The sequence below is a fragment of the Treponema ruminis genome (assembly GCF_014201975.1).
GTDB classification, from domain to species: Bacteria; Spirochaetota; Spirochaetia; order Treponematales; family Treponemataceae; genus Treponema_D; species Treponema_D ruminis.
In genome coordinates, this window is record NZ_JACHFQ010000005.1 from 177,373 (window position 1) to 198,968 (window position 21,596).

Genomic DNA, 21,596 nt, shown 5'->3' on the forward strand with positions numbered 1-21,596 from the left:
TATTTGTAATTGTACAGGGAGTGAACCATGACCACTACGAATACAGTTAATGAGAATCAATCAATTGACCCAAAACTTCCACAGAAGGCTATGCGCGCTTCCTGTTGCTATATGGGACTTGGGCAGTTCGCAGTATTAAGGCAGCGTCTCCGCGGTATGCTGCTGATGCTGTTCGAGGCATACATTCTTATTGATATAGTTTTAGGACTTTTTGACATATACATTCCGGGCGACTTCTTTGACTCGATTTACTATGAAGGCGATAATTTCCTTCTTCGCGCTTTAAACGGAATGCTTTTCTTTTTCCTGGATTTTGTAAATCTTGTTTTTTGTAACAATACAATTATCGGCGGTTTGACAGGCCTTTTCACTTTGGGTGATCCGCATCCTGAACTTCCGGTAAACGAACGTGACCATTCAATCTTCATGATGATTAACGGTCTTATCGTTGTAATTCTTTTGGCAATATTTATTTTCTTGTATATTTCAACAATCTTTAATGCCCGCAAGGACGGTGAAAAGATTGTCGCCAAAAATAGATTCCCAACAAGACAGCAGACACGAAATGACATCGCTCAGAACTCATTCCCAATCATGGGTATCGCTCCGGCTGTCATTCTCATGGCTTTTTTCACTGTTGTTCCGCTCTTGTTCTCTGCTTTGGTAGCTTTCACAAACTACTCTTCTCCAGACCACATTCCGCCTAACAATCTTGTTGACTGGGTTGGCTTTGAAAATTTCAAGACTATGTTCTCATCTTCTTCAGCAACAGGCAACGGCGAATGGTTCAAGGCTTTCGGTCATGTAGCAAGCTGGACTCTTATCTGGGCGGTTTTCGCAACATTCACATGTTTCTTCGTAGGCTTCTTCTTCTCTGTAGTTCTTTTGGACAAGAGAATCAAGCTTCCTCAGATTTACAGAACTGTTTTCATCCTTCCATATGCCATTCCACAGATGCTTTCCCTCTTTGTCTGGGCAAACCTCTTGAACGGCACAATGGGTCCGATCAACGTAATGCTCAATTCAATCGGCATCAAGGCTATTCCATGGCTTTCTGATCCTTTCCTGGCAAAAGTTACCCTTATTCTTGTAAACATCTGGATTGGCTTCCCTTATTCAATGATTCTCGTCACCAGTTCCATGACTGCAATTTCAAAATCTCTTTATGAAGCAGCAGGAATCGACGGTGCAAGCCGCTGGCAGCAGTTCAAGTCAATCACGCTTCCAATGGTCATGTATCAGCTCAAGCCAAACCTCATCATGCAGTTTGCAGGCAACATCAACAGTTTCGGTGCAATTTTCTTCCTTACAGGCGGCGGTCCTTCACTCAAAACTGGTACCGGCACAGACATCCTCAACCTCAGTATCGCAACACAGGCAGGAAGCACGGACAACTTGATTACATGGATTTACAAACTCACTATGAACTCAAACCAGTACAATATCGCTTCGGTTCTTTCGATTCTCGTCTTCGTCGTACTGGTTCCGTTCGGATTGTATAACTTTATGCGCACTAAATCATTTAAGGAAGGTGAATTATAATGAACAGCAGATTCAAATTAAGCGGAAGCGGTCTTTCACTTTCGCTCTTAAAAATCATTTTGATTATCCAGGTTTTACTGATTATTTACCCGATTGCCTTTACAGTCAGTGCATCCTTCATCCGGGAAAATTCTTTGTCAGCAGTCGGAACGATTCCTTTTTCAAAGCCTTTCTCACTCATGCAGTTTAAGAGGCTTTTTTCTGAGACAAACTACGGCCACTGGTATCTTAATACCCTCAAAGTTGCCTGCATGAACACTGTCATCACGGTTTTTGTATGCAGCTTTACCGGCTACATCTTCTCCCGCTTCTGGTTCCCATTCAAAAAGACCGTCATGGCTTCCATGCTCGTTCTTCAGATGTTCCCAAGCTTCATCGGAATGGTCGCAACTTACGTCATTTTGTGGAAAATCAACGCCCTCAACACTCTCTGGGGCCTGGTTCTCGTTTATGCAACCGGAAGTATTCCTTACAACGCATGGCTCATGAAGGGCTACTTCGACACAGTTTCAAAGGACATTGCAGAAGCAGCTTACATCGACGGTGCAACTCCATTTACGGCTTTTATCCGCGTAGTTGTTCCGACAGCCCGACCTCAGATTGTCTTCCTTGCGCTCACAAGTTTTACAGGACCATGGATGGACTATATCTTCCCTCGTTTGGTTTTGCGAAGTGACGAAAAGAAAACTCTTGCTGTAGGTCTGTTCGACTTGATTAACGGCCGCTCAAACGATAACTTCACAATGTTCGCAGCGGGTGCGCTTTTGGTAGCAATTCCGTTCATCATATTCTTCGTGAAAGGCCAGAAATCATTGCTTATGTCTCTCGCAGGTACTGGAGGCAAGGAATAATGAAAAAATCTCTTCTATATAAAAGCTATGCAGCCGGACTATTTTCGGCACTGGCCCTCTCTTTTTTGAGCTGTGGCAGCACTTCTGTGGCAAAGGGAGTTGAACCTTTAAGCCGCAGGGCAAATGGTGCAAGACAGGGCGTTTATTACAGTCTTTTCGTCCGTTCTTTCGCTGACTCAAACGGCGACGGAATCGGTGACTTTAACGGAATTACGGCAAAACTTGACTACCTGAACGACGGTGATGACAGCACTACAAATGACCTGGGCATCACAGGAATCTGGCTTTTGCCGATTTATCCGACACAAACTTATCACGGTTACGATGTTGATGATTACTATGGCGTTAATCCGGAATACGGCACCATGGAAGACTTTGAGCGCCTTATTCAGGAATGCAAAAAGCGCGGAATTTCAGTAATTCTTGACATGACATGCAACCACTCTTCAACTTTTACTGACTGGTTCACAGCTAGTCGGGATCCTTCTGATCCACATCACGACTGGTACCGCTGGATTACGGCAGAAGACAAAAAATACAACATCAATCAGCAGATGTGGGGCCACAAGGTCTGGAATGAAGACCGAAAATTCAAAGGCAACTATTATGCAGGTCTTTTCGGCCCACACATGCCTGACTACAACCTTGACTCCCCTGCCCTTCGCGAAGAATTCAAGAAAGTCATGAAATTCTGGCTGGACAAGGGCGTTGCGGGCTTCCGTTACGACGCGGCAGGCCACATCTACAACAGCGCAAAGACTCCGGCCGGCACAAATTCCACAGAACAGGCTATTGCATGGTGGAAGGAAATTACGGACTACAACAAGAGCATCAATCCTGACACATACAATGTAGGCGAAGTCTGGGAAAACAACACAATCCGCTCTCAGTATCTTGCGGGACTTGGCTCAGACTTCCATTTTGACATGGGAACGCGTATTATCGACACGATTCGCTACGGTGACGACGGCAACAACACCTTCGCCAACGGAATGCAGGCGGATTACAAGCGCATGGCCCAGTCAAATCCTGACTATCTGGACGCCCCCTTCCTTTCAAACCACGACCAGCCAAGAGCTGCAGGCCTTTTGAAAGGCGATGTTGAAATGTGCAAGGCAGCTGCAAGCCTCTACATGTTCACTGAGGGCATTCCATTTGTTTATTACGGCGAAGAAATCGGCATGAGAAGCGGCACGGATGATCCTTCAAAAAGAACTCCAATGCTCTGGAAAGGCACAAATTCCGATGGAAAGCCAAAGGACAGGCTTCAGACAAGCTGGAGTGAGTCACGCTACAACGTCAAGACAATTCCAGTTTCTGAGCAGGAAAAGGATCCGGAATCACTTCTCCAGCACTACAAAAAGATTATCCGCGTAAAGACAGCTCATCCGGCCCTTTACGAGGGAAAATTCACGGCTGTTGGAACCGGAAGCGACAAAGTTTCATCATGGCAGATGAAGTCTGCTGAAGAAACTGCATTCGTTATGGTCAATGTATCAGGCGAGGACGTAAATGTTGAGATTCCAAAAGACTATCAGGGATTTAAGGCAGCCTTTGAATCATATGCAGAGGGAACTGTAATCACTGGTAACGAAGCTTCAATCTCAGCAATTACAATTCCAGCTTATTCAACAGTAATTCTTTCAAGCGGAGAGTTTTAAGGCTGGGATTTAGTAAAAATCCCTAATCTCCTGCAATTTTAATCCCCGGAAGATTCTTCACTTTCTTCCGGGTGATTTTTTTCCCAAAGGTAATCAGGATCGATGATAATCTCCTTTGCCTTTGCCGGGTCAAAAGTTCTGTATTTTGATGGCGTAATTCCCTTGTAACGCCGGAAAGTCTTGGTAAAATAACTGAAATCATTAAAACCGCATTCCATGGCAATCTCAAGCAGCTTTTCGTTTGTCTCACGCAGAAGAGTGCAGGCACGGTTGATTCTGAACCAGTTGAGGTATTCGATCGGAGTGTGACCTGTATTTTCCTTGAAGAGACGGCAGAAATACTTGGGCGAAAGGGCTACGGCCTCTGCCATATCCTGGAGATTTAAGTCCTTGTTGTAGTTTTTACGGATAAAATTGAGGACGTTGCTGATCTGATCAGTGCGGGTTTCCTTGGCACGCGACAAATTGAGATTTTTTTCGCTGTAAAGCCGCTTCTTCTTTAAAAGACCGAAGAAAATGAGCATCCAGCCGACAGCAATAAGGCCTGTTTCTTCATCCTTGTGCTTGACGGCCTCAAAAATCTTGCTGGCGGCGTCGAGGATTTCCGTATGCTTTTCAGGAATATAATTATCGAGAATAATGCTTTCGTTTAAAATATCAGTAAAGAAAATGTCCGGGCTATAGCTGTGAAGACGGAGAAGGTCTATCTCGAAAACAATCGACTCATAAAGAGCCATGCCCTTGTCCTGAGCGTCGCCGTGAACTAAATCGGCAGGCACCAGACAGAGGTCATTTTTTTCCAGTTTTATGGTTTTGTCCTCAATGAAAATATTATAATTGCCCGCGATGACATGAATCAGCTCAAACTCGCTGTGCCAGTGCAAAGGCAAATCATAATGAGGATTTGTAGTGTCACAAAGGCTGTATTGGACAGGAAAAACAACTGTACCACGCTGAAAAGTCTCTCTATATGCTTGATTCTTCGTAACTATAGGTGCATTTTCCATAAAATTCAGTATAGCAACCAACATTTGAAATTGCAAATTCTTTTATAAGATTCTCTTAAAAATTAGAATCTGCTTATTTTATGATTGCGATAAAGGCTCCTGGCGGAAGAAGGTTTCCGTCGACATTTCTCGAAAGAAGAATGCTCTCCTCTTTTGGCAAAAATTCACCTTTGAGGGTAAAAGGAAGCCTGCCAAAATTGAAAATGCAGTCAATAGTCTCTCCGGAAAACTCATCAAACTTTCGAAGGATTACAAGGCGGTGCTTTCCGCTCAAGTCCGTGCTCAGATACTGGAAGGAGAATTTATCGCTCCTTAAAGCCGCATGCTTTCTTCTGAGGCGCACAAGTGAACGCATGAATGAGTGGGCCTCTGCAAATTTTCCGGCCTCAATTTCCTTCCATGGCATACAGCGCCTGCAGTCCGGGTCTTTTCCTCCTGGAAGAAGGATTTCCGTGCCGTAATACATGCAGGCAGAACCCGGCAAGGTTAGGATAAGGGCAAACTGAAGCAGGGTCATGTCTACGTTTCCGTCATTCTTTGTGATGAGCCTTATCGTATCATGGCTGTCCATCTGGTTGATTAAAACCCGCTCGGTCTGCCTTGCATACTGGGTAAGGCACTGATTGAGTGACTCTTCAAGGAAACGCACGCTCTTTTCTGGATTTGATGCAAAATGATCAATCGCAGTCCTCAAGGGATAGTTGATTACGGAATCGAATTCATCGCCGCGAAGCCAGGGCTGGGAGTTGTTCCATATTTCACCGACAATGAAAAAATCAGGCTTAATCTTCTGGAGACGTTCCCTGAGCTCCCTGCAGAAAGCGTGGGAAATCTCGTTGGCTACATCAAGGCGGATTGCATCAATGTCATATTTTTTGACCCATGTTTCACAAACCGAGCAGAAATAATCCCTGACTTCCGGATTATTCGTATTCAACTTGGGCATCCGGTCAGAAAATGCAAATGAGTAATAGAATCCCTTGGCCGCATTATCGCAGGGCTTTGGAAGGAAATTATAGTCGTTGACCATGAACCAGCTGGCATAGCGGGACTTCTCCCTCTTCTGAATGAGGTCCTGCCAGGCAAAGAATTCCCAGCCTGAATGATTGAAAACTCCGTCAAGCATGACGTGCATTGAATGGCGGTGGGCCTCTTTTACCATATGAATCAAGTCTTCTTCGCTTCCAAAATCGGGATCTATCTGAAGATAGTCCTTGGTGTCATATTTGTGCTGGGAAACAGAAAGGTTTATAGGATTGAGGTAAAGGCCGTTGATGCCCAAATCTTCGAGATAGTCGAGTTTTTCTGTAATTCCGGCAATATTTCCGCCATAGCGCTCTTCATTGGTAACGGCGTGGTCAGAAGCTGCCCAGGGAAGATAATCTTCTTTGGCTGATGATGAGCTGCGGCAGAAGCGGGCTGGGAAAATCTGATACCAGACGGTGTTCTCGGCCCAGGAAGCGGGCTTGATTATGTCGGCTTCGTTCATCCACGGGAACATGAAGGGACTTGCGTTTTTCTGTAAGTCAGTCTGCCCCTCGGAATAAAATCCGTCCTCAAAGAAAAACTTTTTTTCATCACATGAATGAATCTCGAAAAAGTATTTGCATCTCTTAAAAAATGGCCTGACTGAAACGCTCCAAAAAATTGAATCAGAAAGACGCTTGATATCTTCCATGGGAACCCTGGTTTTCTGCCATTCCCAGTCCTTTCCGTCAAATTTGAAGTCAAAAGGGTCGCCAAAAATCAAAAAAACGGCAGTTATGTCATTTCCGGTCTGAATGCTCAACTGAAGTTCATCTTTATTGAGCGGATAACAAAATTTATCGTAAGAATAATGCTGGACAGCGGAAGTGTTCATCGTTTTCTCCAAATCTTTAAGTACTGATTGTAGTATAAGTCTCTTTTACAGAAAGACGGTATGAGAAAAAACACTATTTTATATGACAATAGTATGAAAATATCTAAATTAACATTAAAAAACTATTGTTGCTATTGACAGTATTCATTGACAGTTGAAAGTCAGCGTGATAAAATATTTGTCACAATTAATATAAAATAAGGAAAAGTCTTATGAAAAACAAAATGCTTTGGGTTGGTTCTGTAATCATCCTTATTCTTTCTGTTATTTGTTTCGTTGTTTTCGGAGTAGGCACAGAGTTGATCCGTGCAGTTACAGGCGAAGGCAATGGAATTTCTTTCGGAAAATACAACGGCAAGGATATCGTTCTTGCCCCAGGTACTGATTTTGCAAACGCAGTTCAGAACTACACAAACTACTATCAGCGACAGGGTCAGGAGCTTGACCAGTCTGCATATTTCTACATTTACAGCTACGCTTTCAACAACGCAGTTCAGTCTGCAGCTTACAAAGACGCTGTAAAAAAATCTGGTTACAAACCAAGCGCTGCAGAAATCTCACGAGTAATGCTTCCATATTTCCTCAATGCAGACGGAAAATATGATCCAAAACTCTACAGCCAGATTTCAAACGCTGACAAAGAGTCACTCAAGAGCGACATTTCAAAACAGCTCGTATGGCAGCGTTTCAGCGATGACAACTTCGGTTCATCAAAAAAATTGGGCGACTATGAGTTCTTCGGACTCAAATCAAGCGAAAAGGAAACAAGCTTCCTCGCTTCACTCAACGAAGAAAAACGCTCATTCGACACAGTTTCATTCGACAAGGCAGCTTACCCGGAGTCAGAAATCAAAAAGTTTGGCTCAGACAACCTCGACCTTTTCACAAGCTATTCTCTTTCAATGATTACAGTTAAAGAAGAGGCTCAGGCTAAAAAGCTCGCAGGTCAGCTTGCAAACAACGAAATCACATTTGACGATGCAGTTTCTGAGTATTCAGAAAAATATTACACAGACGGCAACGGCAAAGTTAAAGAGAATTTCGCATATCAGGTTAAAGAGAACCTCGCAAACACAGAAGACTTCTCAAAAATCGATTCACTTGCAAAAGACGCTTTGAGCGAAGTAATCAAAACAAACAACGGATATTCAATCTACAAATGCACAGGCGACAAAACAGCCGCTAACATCGAAGATTCAGCAACTGTTGATGCAGTTAAGAAATACATCACAACAAACGAATCAAAGAAGATTGAAGATTACTTCATCGCAAAAGCAAACGACTTCGTTGCAAAAGCAAAGGCAGACGGTTTTGAATCAGCTGCAAAGGCTTCAGATGTTGAAGTAGTTTCGATTCCTGCATTCCCGCTCAACTACGGCAATGCTTCAATCGCAGACACACTCAACTCTTCAGAAGCAAAGGCTTACGCCAGCGCAAGCACAAACGAAGACTTCCTCAAAAAAGCATTCACAATGAAGCTCAACGACATTTCTGAGCCAATGGTAATGAACAACTACGTTACAGTATTCCAGCTCAAAGGCATCCAGAATGACAAGGCAACAGAAGACAGCACTTCAAAAGTTAAAATCGAAGTTATTGACTATGACCAGTCTGGCGCACAGTCAGCTCTTCTTTCAAGTTCAAAAGTTGAGAACAATGTAGCTGACGTTTACTTCAACAAATTCCTTTCTAAATAAAGGGAGTAAAATTTGGAATTAAACATTCCTCAGAAGCCCTGCCTGGTTCAAACCGCGCAGGGCTTTTCTGTTTCTTATCAGAACCGCTTTCTCTATTCAAAATACGCTCCCAGCCGTGCAATTGACGGAGCAATCGCTTCCCTTTCAATTTTGCCCGGTACTCTGATTCTAGCCCTCTCCCCTGCCCTCTGGCTTGGTCTTGATAAGCTTCTCGAAAAACTCCCGGAAGATTCCTTTATTTTGGGAATTGAGGCGGACAGGAATCTTCATGAATTTGCAGAAAAGCAGCTTGAAAAAATAAAGAAAGACCAGGCCGGCGAGTCAGACAATGGTGCATTGGAAAAACTATCCAGAATCGTCCTTCTTCCATTTGAGCAGAATGATTATATCGTAAATATTTTAAGCGGCGAAACATCTTCAGAAAATATCGGATTACCCCACCTTTCAACCTTCCGCCGGGCAATTCCAATTGAAATGAGCGCAGGTACACAGTTTTCAAAGGAAAAATACTTTCAGCTGGCAAGCCTTGCCCAAAATACAATCGCTTCATTCTGGAAGAACAGAATTACACTCACCAGGCTTGGAAGGCTTTATTCACGAAATCTTTTCAAAAATCTGGCGAATATTCCAAACGCAGTCGATTTTAAAAAGCTCATGGGCAAAATCACCAGACCGATTTTTGTCTTTGGAGCAGGAGAAAGCATAGAGGAAAGTCTTTCAAAAATTCCAAAAGTCCTGCTCGAAAAATGCTTTGTGATTGCCGTTGATGCGGCCTCCACTTCTCTCAAGGCATACGGAATCAAAATCGATGCCCTGGTCGCACTTGAAGGCCAGCTTGCAATCGAAAAGGCCTATATCGGAGGCTCAGCAAAGTCTTCACTTATAATAGCCGACATCACTTCCCGAAAGCAGATCACGCGCCACACAGAGAAGGCTGTCACCTATATCGCTTCAAAATACACGGATTCCACTTTTTTTAAGGCTCTTTCCCAAAAAGACTTTTTCCCGCCTGTAGTCCCGCCTCTTGGCTCAGTGGGGCTTTCTGCGGTCTATATTGCCCTTCTTTTGCGTGAAAACCAGAACCTGCCGGTATTTGTAAGCGGACTGGACTTTTCTTTCTCGCTTGGCCGCACCCACGCCAAAAACACACCGGCCCACATAGCAAGGCTGGCAACCTCAAACAGATTTAATCCGGTCGAAAACTATGCCGCAGCCTTCCGCACCGGAGCAAGGCAAATCATCGGCAAAAACAATATTCCTGTTTTTACGGACACGGCTCTCGAGGGTTACGCAAAAAGCTTCGCCGATGCCTTTGCAACAAGTCCAAATCTTTACGACGCCGGAAAGCAGGGAATTCCGCTCAGTATACAGGAAATCAATTCTGACAAAGTAAAAGCCTATTTAGAAACTCTACAGGATTCACAAACAGAGACGTCTCTATCTTCATTGCTTAAGTCCGCCACAAATGACGGGAAAGACAAACCCCAAACCGTCCTGGAATATCTTGAGGACGAAGAAAAAGCACTCAACCGCATAAAGGAACTTTTGATGTTCGGAAAAGACGTTGCCAGCTGCTCATGCTCCCTGGACGATGAGCTTGAAAAGCTGATTGCACAGCGAGAATACCTCTTTCTGCACTTCCCCGACGGCTATAAATGCAAAACCTCCGACCTGAGCTTTTTAAAGCGGGTCAGAGGTCAGATAGACTTCTTCTTAAAAGATATAAAGCAGGGAGTTACTACTCTTCTTTCTCTTTAAGGACTGCCAGGAAGGCTGTCTGAGGAAGCTCTACGTTACCAATCATCTTCATGCGCTTTTTACCTTCCTTCTGCTTTTCGAGAAGCTTTCGCTTTCGGGTGACGTCACCACCGTAACACTTGGCAAGAACGTCCTTTCGCACTGGATTTACGGTCTCTCGCGCGATAATCTGGCTTCCGATTGCTCCCTGAATTGCAATTTTGAACTGCTGGCGTGAAATCTCACCCTTAAGACGCTCGCACACTTTTTTAGCACGAACGGCAGCTTCAGGCTTGTAGGCCAGCTGGCTCAGGGCATCGACAGGCTTTCCGTTCAAGAGGATGTCAACCTTTACCAAGTCAGTCTGCTGATAGTCAGTGATTTCGTAGTCGAAAGATGCGTAACCGCGGCTGTAGCTTTTGAGCTTGTCATAGAAATCAAAAAGGACCTCGGCAAGCGGCATTTCGTATGTGAGCTCGACTCGCTTTTCGTCAAGGTAAGTCATGTTCTTTTGAACGCCGCGCTTTTCAGTACAGAGATTCATGATTGCGCCGATGTAATCCGTAGGCGTGATAATCGTTGCCTTAATGTATGGCTCCCAGGCTTCCTGGATTTTTGTCTCAGGGAACTCGGTCGGATTATCGATAATCTGCTCGGTGCCGTTGGTCATCTTAATTTTGTACTGAACGCTTGGCGCCGTAAAGATAACCGCCTGGTCATAGTCACGCTCCAGACGCTCCTGAATGATTTCCAGGTGCAAAAGTCCCAAAAAGCCGCAGCGGAATCCGTTTCCAAGGGCAAGGGAATTGTCCTTTTCGTAAATCAATGAAGCATCGTTGAGCTTGAGCTTTTCCATGCTTTCCTTGAGCTCTTCGTAGTCGTTTGAATCAATCGGGTAAATTGAAGAAAATACGACAGGCTTAACGTCCTTAAAGCCGCCAAGTGGCTCAGCAGCCGGGTCAGTTGCCAGAGTTACGGTATCGCCGACACGGACATCGCTTACAGTCTTAACGCCTGCGATAATATAGCCTACGTCGCCTGCCTCAAGATACGGAGTTTCCTCGTAGTTGATTTTGAAAATGCCGATCTGGTCAACCTTGTAGTCGGTATTGTTTGACATGAAGCGGATAATATCGCCTTTTTTAATGCGTCCTTCCTTAACACGGATATGAATGATGACACCGCGGTATTCGTCATAGTGGCAGTCAAAAATCAAAGCCTGAGCCTTGCCGTTAGGATCACCGTTCGGAGCCGGGAATTTTGTAACAATTGCTTCCATCAAATCGTCAATGCCCTCGCCTGTCTTTGCGCTGACAGGAACTGCATCTTCTGAATCAAGACCAAGGTCGTGGTCAATCTGCTTTTTGATTCTAGGCAAATCAGCGCTAGGAAGGTCAATCTTATTGATTACAGGAACAATCGTTAAATCCTGCTCCATTGCCATGTAAAGGTTAGAGACGGTCTGGCTTTCAACGCCCTGAGAAGCGTCAATCAAAAGAAGGGCTCCCTCACATGAAGCGATGGCCCGGCTGACTTCATAAGAAAAATCGACATGGCCCGGAGTGTCAACGAAATTAAGCTCGTAGTCGTTTCCGTCTTTGGCGTGATAAGGAATTGTGACGGCCTGACTTTTAATTGTGATTCCGCGTTCCCGTTCAATATCCATGTTGTCGAGAATCTGATTCATCATCTGGCGGTCATCAATAATCTTCGCTTTCTGAATCAAGCGGTCTGCAAGTGTAGATTTTCCGTGGTCAATATGCGCAACGATACAAAAATTGCGCTTAAATTTCATTTCTGTCATTGTATTATAATTCTATAGGAAATCGCGATTTGGAGCAATCCGCCCCAGGCTATGGGACGGAGAGAGAAAGGACTAGAAATAGTAAGGACTGTCAAGCTGGGCGCCGATTGCCATTACTCCGTCGAGATAGCCTTTCTTGCGGTTTTTTGCATAAATTTCAGCATAAATCACAGAATTTTCTTCAAGGAGCCTGATGTTTCTGATTTCAACAGGGTCGTTTTCTGAAAAGCCTGATTCATCTGCGACAGAGCCTTTTAAAATCTGCTCGATTGAATACTTCCTGCTGTTTGAGGTTGAGACATGAACCAACTGCATTCCAAAAATCGGCAGGAAAGCCTTTGCGATTATATCGCCCTTGTAAATATTGTAGCCTGGATTTTCCGGGCGGACAGCGAGGTATATGTCGCTTTCCAGAAATTCTTCCTCACCACGGCGATATTTTACCCTGATGATTGATTTTGCGGCGCTTTTCATGAGGATATTCTGCATGTCCTCAAGGGTAGCAACATTCTGACCGTCAACCTGAGTAATCAAATCACCGGGAATGATTCTTGCCCTGCTTGCACTGCTGCCCGGGAAGACGTACTGAACTTCAAGACCGGCATCCTTTCCAAGTTCCTTTTTTGTATGGCCGTAGCAGCCGAACCAGGGATGAGAAACCTTTCCGCCTGCAAAAAGGGCCGGGAGCAGGCTCTTTAAATATTCAACTGGAATTGCAAAATTCAAGCCCTCAAACTGCAGCATACCCGCAAAAACAACGGCCTGAACATTACCGTTGGCATCGATACAAGGTCCGCCGGAATTTCCCTGATTGACAGCCGCATCAATCTGCATTACGGAACCCAGGGTAAAGAGCTTTCGGTCTGTGGCACTGACAATTCCACTTGTAAGGGTGCGCTCAAGGCCTACAGGAGAACCGATCGCATAGATTTTATCGCCTGCATCCAGATCCGAGCTTGAGCCCAGACTGAAGACATAAGGCGCGTCAACTTCGGTTTTGATTAAGGCAAGGTCAACTTCCGGGTCGTAGCCGATTACCTTGGCAGGAATGCGGGTGTCAGAGTCTTCGGCCAGCTTAATGTAGAGGCGGGAAAAAGACTCGCTCTTTTTATCAACCAGATCAGCGATAACGTGGTGATTTGTAACGATATAGCCGTCTTTTGAAATGAAAAAACCGGAACCGATTACGCGGTCAGCAAAACCCATTCCCCGCTCGACTTTGATTCCCTTGTCAACCCAGATTGTAACCGTGCCGTTTATATATGAAGAAACTTTTTTGGCAGCACTTGATTTTTCGCCGTTTAAGCCGGGAACATTCTTTTTTGAAAGGGAAGCCAGGTCCGCAGGTGACTTAGAAAGTTTTGCAAGGGCCGGAGAAGAAAGGGTTTCCAGAGATTTTGCGATTCTGAGGGCATTATACCAGTCTTTCTTTTCGACAGCCTCATTGTATTCTTCGAGAACCATTTCCTCACACTGGGAAATAGTCTCGCCGTCTTTCAAAAGATAAGCCCGCCAGAGAGCCTGAACCTTGTTCTTTTCAAGCAAATCAAAAATGCGCTTTTTTTCCTCGTTGCGGGCATCTTCCTGAGTGTAGTCTATTTCTGAATAAACATTGTCCGGGTCACGAACCGATGAACATGATAAAAAGCTAAAAAGGATTAAAAAGAGAAATAAATTTTTAATTTTGAACATATTTTTCATAACTCACAAACGGGTTTAGGAGAAGGTGGGAAAACTTTCCCCATTTTTAGACTGTCAGCTCCTAATTATCCTTTATTTCCATTCCGAAAATCATTTTTTCGATACGGACAGCAAGAAAACGCTTTTTAGAGGATTTTTCACCGCCTTCTACAATAATAGAAACACCTTGCTCACCGATTTGGTTAACATTTTCTATGATTTTTTCTTCATCTGCCTGAGAAGAGCTTTGCGCTATCCAGTAGAAATTCTTTGAAAGCCCCTTTGTGACAGAAAGAATTTCGTTCCCCTTTTGAACAGATACCGGAATTCCGTCTTCAGAATAAACCGTGACCAGAGAATCCGTGAGCGGCTGATGGAATTTTGCCTCTTCACGAAGCTTTCCGTCTATAGATGAAGGATGTTTTACATACTGAACGTCCCACTTGCCGTCGCCGTTTGTATCCCAGCTGGAAATTTTACCCGGAATCTTTGCTCCCTCATTGGCAGGAAGATATTCTTCGGTAAAATCAGGAACTGTATCCCGGTTTCGGTCAACGGTGATTTTCTTGACGTAGAAACCTGTGCCAAGAGCCGGTGAACCGAAAAGATTGGTCATAATCTGCATTTCATCATTGGTTGAAATGAATTTCTCACTTCCGTCGTTTGAAAAGCCGTAATATTCAGAAGTCTCAAAAAGTCCGTCGCCGTCAACGTCGAGCTTGCGGGAAACCGGGATTCCATTTTCAAACTGAGCCATGGCGTAAATCTTGTCGCCGACAGAATAGCTTGCAAGCTGGGCGACACCGTTCAAAAGGCTGACCTGAATTACAGCCCCTTCCCGCTCCCTTGAAGGAATTGAATAGCTCAAGGCCGCCTTAAGCAGATCCGAGCCGGAAACAGAATTTTCGTTTGGAGCTGAAAGCACCGGAATGTAAAAATCGTAGGCAAGGGACTGGAAAATCGATTTATCGGCCTCAACCACAAAAGGTGTCCATGACAGGGTTTCGGCAATCAGGGCAAAACGCAGGTCCGCATGATTGACGTCCATTTTATAGGTGGCAGCCGCAATGTATGGCCAGGCAGAATACTCAAGTTCAAGGGCGTTTTCCGCCAGGGAAATCTTTAACGGGACGCCGAAGTCACAGTTTGCAGTCCATTCGTAATCATCATCCTGATTTTCGTCAAAAACAATTGACTCAGGACGGCCTCGCTTGTAGAGCACCGTAAGATTTGGCAGCAGGTCACCGTCAACATCAATCGTAATTCTTCCATTATATGAATTAAGATACTCGGCAAATTCTTTTTTGGCTTCGTCTGATTTGAGAAGCGAGGCAAAATCCTCAAGAATTGAAAGGCTGACTCCCTTATCCGAAAACTGATAGAAATAATCCAGGGCCGCATCTTCTTCAAGAAGACCGTTTTTAAGGGCCTCAAGAGCGTAGAGAGGTGACTTCAATCGCTTTGAATTAAAAGCCTTGAGCATACGGATTTTTTTGGAATCGCTTGCGGCAAAAATTGCAGCATAAACCTCAAGATCGCTTCGGGCATTCTTGTAAAGAGGAATCATGAGGGCAAAGGCGTCTGCAAGAGAACGGGCGTCATCCGAGACGGTCTTTGACTGGCGGAGAATCTGATATTCGTGGGTATAAAAAAGCTCGGCAAAGCGGGAATCAGCCGGATAAACACGACGGGCTGCATCAAGGCGGGAACGGGCTTTTTTGACGCTCTCTTCATCGCCAAGACAATAATATGATTTTGCCCGAATATACTCGGCATCAGCAGAATAAACAAAAGGATCTGAATCAAGCACTGAAAGTGACTGGGTAAACTGGCGGGTCGTAGAAAGAATGTCGGAATATAAAATCCGAGCTCCGTCCCGGTTGTAATCCACCCACTCGGCTTCGGTAAGGGCCGTAACAACAAGTGGCAGGATTTTGGACTTTTTTTCGCCCAGATTCATTTGAGAAACGGCACGAAGATACCAGAGGTCGGCGATTTTATCATCGTAGGCAAGGCCCATTTTTGCATTGGACTCAGCATCATTCCAAAGTTTTTCGGAAGCGAACTGCTTGGCAAGCTGAAGATAGCGAACTGCAGTGCGGCGATTGGCCACAGAAGCAGAGCTTGAAAGATTCTGAGCATTTAATGCCACCAAAGAAACAGACGATAAAACAAGAAATAAAGAAACCGCTTTTTTTAACATTAAAAAATTCCTTACTTATTATTTTACTATACTTTAGCTTATTCTACAATCCAATTTTTAAAAGCGAGGTGAAAAGCAAGAAGGGCTTTCAAAGAGTTTTTTGAGGGAGAAGAAAGATTTTCAAGGACAAGAATCCTGTCGCGCTGATTTTTAGGAATTTTCCAGTCGGTAAAGATGTCGGACAGCAATTTTGATTTTCCGTCAGAAGTCTGGATTTCATCCCCGGCAAGGGGACTTCTCACAAGAAGAGGCAGGCTGACAGGAAAAGAAATTTTCTCCCCATCATCATTTTTTTCAACAGAAAGAAGAATTGACTGAGAATCCGGGGATTTCTGGGCCCTTACCAGAAGATTTTCTATTTCGAAAGAATCTCCGGCTTCTTTAAGAATGAAAGAAAAACCGCTTTCAATATACGAACCTTCATTTTCCAGAGATTTTTCGCACTCAAGAATTTCAATCACAAGATTATCAGAATCAAGGGAAAGAAGGACTTTATCAAAAGATATTTTCTGAGTCTTTTCTTCCTTCCAGGTCAGGATTTTTTCAAAAACCCGGAAAGGAAAGCGGGAACCGAAGCCCAGCTGATTGAGGGAATCAAAAAAGATCCGCCTTTGAAGGGCTGGCTCAAGCGAATAAAAGGCACGCCTGTCAATTTTTAAGGAAGAATTTCCCCGCAATGCTGATTTTGGCTCCACTCCCTCAGATACGGACTTTACGAGAGAGCCCTTTTTACTTTCAATTTCACTGGCAAAGTAATTTTCATCAGCCCGGGATTTTTTGCCGCCCAAAAGAACGGCCTTTTGCCAGCCTGGAAAATTTTCGTCAAGCAAGGGAACAAGGATATTTCGTACCCGGTTTCTAAGGTAATGGGTATCAGAGTTTGTGGCGTCCGTCCGCCATGACTGATTTTTTAGGGAAAGATAGCTTTCAATCTCGGAGCGGGAAATTTCAAGCATGGGGCGGATATATTTTCCCCTCACATATTCGATTCCGCCCATTCCTTCACAGCCACTCCCCTGCAAAAAACGCATCAATAAGGTTTCGCACTGGTCGTTCTGATTGTGGGCCAGGCAGAGGGCCAGAAGATTTTCATTTTGAATAAAAGACTCGAAGGCCTCGTAACGGAGCTTTCTGGCCAGACCTTCCACGCTTTCGGAAGATTTTTTTGCAAGACCTTCGATTTTTCCATGCTCGATTTTTTCGATATAAAGCCTGATGCCGAGTTTCCCGCATAAATTCCTTACAAAATCAACATCCCCGCCGCTCTCCTCTTCCGAACGGATTCCATGATCAAGCGTAATTACGCGAAGAAAGGAAGAATCAAAAATTGAAGCCAGGGATAGCAAAAGAGAGATTGAATCTGCACCGCCAGAGACGGCAATTCCAAGCGGAGATTTTTCTGAAATGGCAGCAGCTTCAATTCCACAGGATTTTAATCCGTCGAGAACTTTCTTTTCAAATTTTGTCGCATCAAGCATAAAAAAAAGCTTATAAACAAAAAAATCCCCCTTTTGGAGGGGGATCTGATTAAATCACGCGATTAGCGAGCTGGTGCTACGCTTACGAGTGAATCCTCTGCGTTTGTGAGGACTGTTACTTTGTCGCCCAAGTTCATATCTTTTACGCGGAATACGTCGCCGATATTAACTCCAGAAACATCGATAACAACACGAACTGGAAGATCCTTTGGCAAAGCCTTAACTTTTACCTCAGGAACATGTTTTACCATGAAGCCGCCCTTGAGAACGCCAGCTGGTGTGCCCTGATACTGGATTTTGTATGTGCGTACAACCGGTTTTTTGTTTGAAACTGCGAAGAAGTCAGCATGAAGAACTTCGTCTTTGATGATGTTGTACTCTGTGTCGCGGATGAAAGCATCGTATTTTTTACCTTCTACATCGAGAGTAACTAGAGTTGTAGCTGTGATTGAACGCCAAGCTTTGTTGAACTGAACTGAGTCAACTGTGACAGATGTTGCTTTTCCAGCCTCATCATAAACAACAGCAGGAATACGACCTGTTGCGCGAATAGCTTTTGCAGCTTTTTTGCCTGTTTCTGAGCGAACTTTTGCTTCGATAACAAACTGATCCATTTAAGAACTCCTAAAATTTTTATGGAAAAGCCTGCACGAAGCAAACAAGTAGAATAAGATTAGAATCTTGCACCCCATCGTTCGTCACGCCAGAGCTTTCCAAAGTATATGCTGGGCCGACAGGATTCGAACCTGTGGAATGATGGCACCAAAAGCCATTGTCTTACCGCTTGACGACGGCCCAATAAATGAGGAATAAATCTTAACTTATAAACGAATTAAAGTCAATTAGTCTTCCGTGCCCGACTCATCAAAATGGCCTGCATTGTATTCAGAGAGAATTTTATCCTGCAAAGCATTTCTGAAATCAGCACTGATTGGATGAGCAACATCCTTGTAATCACCATTAGCAGTTTTGCGGCTTGGCATGGCGATAAAAAGACCTGACTGTCCCTCAATGACCTTTACATTATGAACAACAAAGCAATTATCAAAAGTTACAGTGACGTAAGCCTTCAACTTTCCTTCGGCAGTTACTTTTCGAATTCGTAATTCAGTGACTTCCATTTTTACAAAATCCCTTTTACATTAAATTTTTATGTGCCTGACAACTAATGTACCAAAACACATTTCCATTTTTTCTGACATTCCAGAGCGGCCTGCTTTGCGCATGACTCTGACTCAAAAACGCCAAAAACTGTAGCACCTGACCCGGACATATCTGCCCAGTCAGCTCCACATTCTAAAATATCATGAATGGCCTGGCCAATCAAAGGATATTTTTCGATAAGAACTGGAGTGAAGGAATTTGCAAACTCCCAAGCATCAACTGAACCGTAATAGAAACGCCTCAACTCCATGAATTCAGGACAAGAAACTTCTTTTCCTGATTCATAAGCCTCATCAACCAAAGAATACGCCTCCGCGGTGGAAGAATGAATTCCTGGAAAAATCAGCAAAAAACTTAGGTCTGTTCTGGGTTCAATTGGCTCGACAATCTCTCCTCGTCCAGAAACTAAGGCACATCCACGACCTTTTTCAAAAAATCCTGAATGCAAGAAGAAAAAAACATCGCTTCCGACCTGTTCTGCAACGGAGTCTGCCAAAGAATGAGTGAGCGGGATACCGGCTAAATCAGAAAGTGCCTTTAACAGGGATGCCCCGTCAGAAGAACCACCTCCCAAGCCGCCACCAGCGGGCAAAACTTTGTGAAGCTCCACATCGATGCCGAAATCAATGCCTGTTATGTTACGAAAAGCTGTATAAGTCTTCGTAAGAGTATTTTCCAAGGGGAGCCTCATTTGAGCGCAGGTTATGTTACATTCCGCTTTTGAAATGCGATGAACCTTAAGCTCGTCCGCTAAATCAACTGTCTGAAAAATACTTTCGATGTTATGAAAGCCGTCTGCCCGCTTTTTCAAGACTTTTAGTCCGATATTCACTTTTGCAGGAGCTTTGACTGACACATCAGAAAACATAGCTAATCTAGTATACCAATAGGTTTCTAAAAGTCAAGCATTTTTTGTACTTATTCAGAGAAACAAATAATAGAGAAATTAGAGAAAAATTTTCATAACTTATTGACAGAATAGCATTATAAATTTACACTTTTGTGTCTTTGACAAGGAATCAATATGCTGATTAACGATGAAATGAATGATGTTAAGGTTATGGCTCTTGGTTTTTCATATACAGATGAAATTGATGAAAGCTATGTAGATTCAGGTGATGAAGAAGATTTCGATTCGCTTGACGACAACACCCTCAACAAGTTTGACGATGACATCTATGACGACTCTCTAGATGAAGACGATGTAAACGTAAGCTACGATTCCGAACCAGAAGATTATAACGACGAACTGTCAGAAGATTATTCAGACGAAGAATAGTAAAACAATCTTTTTTGATTTATAAATTTACCCCACATTTGCAAGTGCCAGGCACCGCTGTGGGGCATTTTTATCATTATCTCAGTTTCTTTCCATTGTGCCAGAGCTTCTCAAGCTCATAGAATTCACGGGCATCAGCACTCATAAGATGTACTACAACCGGACCGATGTCAATCAAGTTCCAGTCATCGCCGGAAACAGCCTTGTTGTGAGTAACATGGATTTCCATCTCGTTTTCTTTTACATAGTCCTTAATCTGCTTTGCAAGTCCCTGCCAGTGTGCAGAACTGTGAACAGTAGCGATGACGAAAAAATCAGTCCATGAGTTCAATTCTGAAACATCAATAACGCTTACGTCATCAGCCTTTGAGTCTTCAAGAATCTGTGCAATTTCAAGAGCTTCTTCTTGTGCAGTTTTCATATTATCTCCTATTTCTTAACATATCGTCCGTCAAAATCTTTTCCAAGAATAATAGTAAAGTCAACATTGGAAGCCGCGGTAGTGCTGTCAGCATCCAAAGAGACAGACTCTTCGACGATATTTGAACAATGAATAAAATCACCGAGACTTTTTGCAATCTCAGCGTTTCCAATATGATTTATGATTACAGTTTTTTCGTAATCATTAGAATCAGCATTTCCAGTAGTGAGAATATCATAGCCCGCACTTTGAAGCAATGCCATGGTATTCCTTGCCAGACCCTGTACCGTCGTTCCATTCTGAATTTCAAGTACATAGGTTCGGTTTACGTTTGCGTTATCAAGCGAAATCAGTGAGTTTGAAACCTGCTTGAAAACGTCTTTTATGAGCTGGCCGTCATAATACGGGAAAAGAAGAGTTTTTCCGTCGACAACTCGCTTAGATCCGGTAATTGTCTGCGGAGTCAAATGCTCAGAATCAACCTGAGAAATAATGCTTACAAGCCGGTGAAATTCCTTGTCATCAAGATTTGAGTCCATGCGCTTGCTTATCGCGGCAAACGATTTTTTGTCGCGGATGATTTTTTCGTTTCGAGAAAGAGCCGCAAAGAAAGCAAGGATTACATTCTGACGCCGCTCGATTAAATCTTCCTCGTTTTCGTCACTTCTCTCATAATTCAGATAGCTCTGGATTTTATCTCCGTCAAGGGAAACGACACCGCTCGGCAAGAGCCACCTGTCCCCCTCATCATTTTTGGCATCGATTGGAGAAGGAATAAAAACCTTCATGCCGCCAAGCATATCCGTAAGCTGGCCGAATTTGGTAAGGTTCAAATTGATGTAAAAAGGAATACTCTGGCCGACAAGCTTTTCGATTTCTGATTTGTAAGAGTCAATACCCTTTTCAAGGTAAACGGACTCAATGCTGTCTACGCGCCCCAGGCTGGAAAAAATAGCGCCGGTATTCTCAAGGATGTTAATCAGAGCTCCCCTTTGAGACACCGGATAATAGATAAAAACATCGGTAAAAAGCACGCGGTTTTTATCTTCCATTACGACAAGAGTCTTGATAACGCGGTCAGTCTTGAGGTTTTCGTCAACCGTACTGACACGAAGGGAAAGGGCAAGCCCGACGGTAACACTGATAAGAATCACAAAAATCAGGAGAAGAAGGAATGCGCCTTTATTGGAATTCGGATTGTTGATTTTCAT

The 21,596-nt window shown here is 43.8% G+C and carries 17 protein-coding genes and 1 tRNA gene; 6 read left to right on the forward strand and 12 right to left on the reverse strand.

The window, feature by feature from the left end:
- Nucleotides 1-27: 27 nt before the first annotated feature.
- Genes HNP76_RS08655 through HNP76_RS08665 form a run of 3 tightly spaced genes read left to right on the forward strand, consistent with a single transcriptional unit; the run spans nucleotide 28 to nucleotide 4,054 of the window.
- Nucleotides 28-1,542, forward strand: coding sequence for a carbohydrate ABC transporter permease (locus tag HNP76_RS08655; RefSeq protein ID WP_246462614.1), 1,515 nt, complete (start codon nucleotides 28-30; stop codon nucleotides 1,540-1,542).
- A complete protein-coding gene (locus HNP76_RS08660) occupies nucleotides 1,542-2,393 on the forward strand; it encodes a sugar ABC transporter permease (RefSeq protein ID WP_184659533.1) in 852 nt (283 codons plus the stop codon). The genes HNP76_RS08655 and HNP76_RS08660 overlap by 1 nt, the downstream gene beginning before the upstream one ends.
- Complete coding sequence (locus tag HNP76_RS08665) at nucleotides 2,393-4,054, forward strand: alpha-amylase family glycosyl hydrolase (RefSeq protein WP_184659535.1); 1,662 nt, start codon at nucleotides 2,393-2,395, stop codon at nucleotides 4,052-4,054. The genes HNP76_RS08660 and HNP76_RS08665 overlap by 1 nt, the downstream gene beginning before the upstream one ends.
- Before the next feature lie 38 nt (nucleotides 4,055-4,092).
- On the opposite strand, the gene HNP76_RS08670 is transcribed toward HNP76_RS08665, so the two are convergent.
- Both HNP76_RS08670 and HNP76_RS08675 read right to left on the reverse strand, forming a co-directional pair.
- Nucleotides 4,093-5,061 (reverse strand): AraC family transcriptional regulator, encoded by a 969-nt coding sequence (locus HNP76_RS08670; RefSeq protein WP_184659537.1) that lies wholly within the window; start codon nucleotides 5,059-5,061, stop codon nucleotides 4,093-4,095.
- 73 nt (nucleotides 5,062-5,134) lie between these two features.
- Nucleotides 5,135-6,922 (reverse strand): glycoside hydrolase family 13 protein, encoded by a 1,788-nt coding sequence (locus tag HNP76_RS08675; protein ID WP_184659539.1) that lies wholly within the window; start codon nucleotides 6,920-6,922, stop codon nucleotides 5,135-5,137.
- 212 nt (nucleotides 6,923-7,134) lie between these two features.
- Here HNP76_RS08675 and HNP76_RS08680 point away from each other — a divergent pair, with 212 nt between their 5' ends.
- Nucleotides 7,135-8,619 (forward strand): peptidylprolyl isomerase, encoded by a 1,485-nt coding sequence (locus tag HNP76_RS08680; RefSeq protein ID WP_184659541.1) that lies wholly within the window; start codon nucleotides 7,135-7,137, stop codon nucleotides 8,617-8,619.
- A 12-nt stretch (nucleotides 8,620-8,631) separates the two neighbouring features.
- Nucleotides 8,632-10,377, forward strand: a complete 1,746-nt coding sequence (locus tag HNP76_RS08685) for a 6-hydroxymethylpterin diphosphokinase MptE-like protein (protein ID WP_184659543.1) — start codon at nucleotides 8,632-8,634, stop codon at nucleotides 10,375-10,377.
- Here HNP76_RS08685 and lepA read toward each other — a convergent pair.
- The 8 genes from lepA to ispE form a co-directional block, all read right to left on the reverse strand.
- Nucleotides 10,358-12,160, reverse strand: coding sequence for a translation elongation factor 4 (gene lepA / locus HNP76_RS08690; RefSeq protein WP_184659545.1), 1,803 nt, complete (start codon nucleotides 12,158-12,160; stop codon nucleotides 10,358-10,360). The genes HNP76_RS08685 and lepA overlap by 20 nt on opposite strands.
- Before the next feature lie 72 nt (nucleotides 12,161-12,232).
- Nucleotides 12,233-13,852, reverse strand: coding sequence for a S1C family serine protease (locus HNP76_RS08695; RefSeq protein ID WP_246462612.1), 1,620 nt, complete (start codon nucleotides 13,850-13,852; stop codon nucleotides 12,233-12,235).
- Between the two features lie 70 nt (nucleotides 13,853-13,922).
- Nucleotides 13,923-16,043, reverse strand: coding sequence for a tetratricopeptide repeat protein (locus HNP76_RS08700; RefSeq protein ID WP_184659549.1), 2,121 nt, complete (start codon nucleotides 16,041-16,043; stop codon nucleotides 13,923-13,925).
- A gap of 38 nt (nucleotides 16,044-16,081) precedes the next feature.
- A complete protein-coding gene (gene tilS, locus HNP76_RS08705; RefSeq protein ID WP_184659551.1) occupies nucleotides 16,082-17,521 on the reverse strand; it encodes a tRNA lysidine(34) synthetase TilS in 1,440 nt (479 codons plus the stop codon).
- A 62-nt stretch (nucleotides 17,522-17,583) separates the two neighbouring features.
- Nucleotides 17,584-18,135 (reverse strand): 50S ribosomal protein L25, encoded by a 552-nt coding sequence (locus HNP76_RS08710; protein WP_184659553.1) that lies wholly within the window; start codon nucleotides 18,133-18,135, stop codon nucleotides 17,584-17,586.
- Nucleotides 18,136-18,246: 111 nt separating this feature from the next.
- Nucleotides 18,247-18,319, reverse strand: a tRNA-Gln gene (locus HNP76_RS08715).
- 44 nt (nucleotides 18,320-18,363) lie between these two features.
- The gene (spoVG, locus tag HNP76_RS08720; protein ID WP_184659555.1) at nucleotides 18,364-18,642 is read right to left on the reverse strand and encodes a septation regulator SpoVG; all 279 of its coding nucleotides are present in this window, start codon (nucleotides 18,640-18,642) and stop codon (nucleotides 18,364-18,366) included.
- A gap of 44 nt (nucleotides 18,643-18,686) precedes the next feature.
- A complete protein-coding gene (gene ispE / locus HNP76_RS08725) occupies nucleotides 18,687-19,553 on the reverse strand; it encodes a 4-(cytidine 5'-diphospho)-2-C-methyl-D-erythritol kinase (protein WP_184659557.1) in 867 nt (288 codons plus the stop codon).
- Between the two features lie 156 nt (nucleotides 19,554-19,709).
- On the opposite strand from ispE, the gene HNP76_RS08730 reads away from it, so the two are divergent.
- Nucleotides 19,710-19,964 (forward strand): hypothetical protein, encoded by a 255-nt coding sequence (locus HNP76_RS08730; protein ID WP_184659559.1) that lies wholly within the window; start codon nucleotides 19,710-19,712, stop codon nucleotides 19,962-19,964.
- A 76-nt stretch (nucleotides 19,965-20,040) separates the two neighbouring features.
- Here the strand turns inward: HNP76_RS08730 and rsfS are convergent, their stop codons facing one another.
- Together rsfS and HNP76_RS08740 are read right to left on the reverse strand one after the other, a co-directional pair.
- Entirely contained in the window at nucleotides 20,041-20,385 is a 345-nt protein-coding gene (gene rsfS, locus HNP76_RS08735; protein ID WP_184659561.1) for a ribosome silencing factor, read from the reverse strand.
- Nucleotides 20,386-20,393: 8 nt separating this feature from the next.
- The gene (locus tag HNP76_RS08740) at nucleotides 20,394-21,596 is read right to left on the reverse strand and encodes an LCP family protein (protein WP_184659563.1); all 1,203 of its coding nucleotides are present in this window, start codon (nucleotides 21,594-21,596) and stop codon (nucleotides 20,394-20,396) included.

What these genes read in the sequence shown, in the direction of transcription:
- HNP76_RS08700 (WP_184659549.1), bottom strand. Translation starts at nt 16,043, where the DNA reads ATGTTAAAAAAAGCGGTTTCTTTATTTCTTGTTTTATCGTCTGTTTCT.
- rsfS (WP_184659561.1), bottom strand. Translation starts at nt 20,385, where the DNA reads ATGAAAACTGCACAAGAAGAAGCTCTTGAAATTGCACAGATTCTTGAA.
- HNP76_RS08675 (WP_184659539.1), bottom strand. Translation starts at nt 6,922, where the DNA reads ATGAACACTTCCGCTGTCCAGCATTATTCTTACGATAAATTTTGTTAT.
- ispE (WP_184659557.1), bottom strand. Translation starts at nt 19,553, where the DNA reads ATGTTTTCTGATGTGTCAGTCAAAGCTCCTGCAAAAGTGAATATCGGA.
- HNP76_RS08655 (WP_246462614.1), top strand. Translation starts at nt 28, where the DNA reads ATGACCACTACGAATACAGTTAATGAGAATCAATCAATTGACCCAAAA.
- HNP76_RS08670 (WP_184659537.1), bottom strand. Translation starts at nt 5,061, where the DNA reads ATGGAAAATGCACCTATAGTTACGAAGAATCAAGCATATAGAGAGACT.
- HNP76_RS08660 (WP_184659533.1), top strand. Translation starts at nt 1,542, where the DNA reads ATGAACAGCAGATTCAAATTAAGCGGAAGCGGTCTTTCACTTTCGCTC.
- HNP76_RS08730 (WP_184659559.1), top strand. Translation starts at nt 19,710, where the DNA reads ATGCTGATTAACGATGAAATGAATGATGTTAAGGTTATGGCTCTTGGT.
- spoVG (WP_184659555.1), bottom strand. Translation starts at nt 18,642, where the DNA reads ATGGAAGTCACTGAATTACGAATTCGAAAAGTAACTGCCGAAGGAAAG.
- lepA (WP_184659545.1), bottom strand. Translation starts at nt 12,160, where the DNA reads ATGACAGAAATGAAATTTAAGCGCAATTTTTGTATCGTTGCGCATATT.
- HNP76_RS08695 (WP_246462612.1), bottom strand. Translation starts at nt 13,852, where the DNA reads ATGTTCAAAATTAAAAATTTATTTCTCTTTTTAATCCTTTTTAGCTTT.
- HNP76_RS08740 (WP_184659563.1), bottom strand. Translation starts at nt 21,596, where the DNA reads ATGAAAATCAACAATCCGAATTCCAATAAAGGCGCATTCCTTCTTCTC.
- tilS (WP_184659551.1), bottom strand. Translation starts at nt 17,521, where the DNA reads ATGCTTGATGCGACAAAATTTGAAAAGAAAGTTCTCGACGGATTAAAA.
- HNP76_RS08680 (WP_184659541.1), top strand. Translation starts at nt 7,135, where the DNA reads ATGAAAAACAAAATGCTTTGGGTTGGTTCTGTAATCATCCTTATTCTT.
- HNP76_RS08710 (WP_184659553.1), bottom strand. Translation starts at nt 18,135, where the DNA reads ATGGATCAGTTTGTTATCGAAGCAAAAGTTCGCTCAGAAACAGGCAAA.
- HNP76_RS08665 (WP_184659535.1), top strand. Translation starts at nt 2,393, where the DNA reads ATGAAAAAATCTCTTCTATATAAAAGCTATGCAGCCGGACTATTTTCG.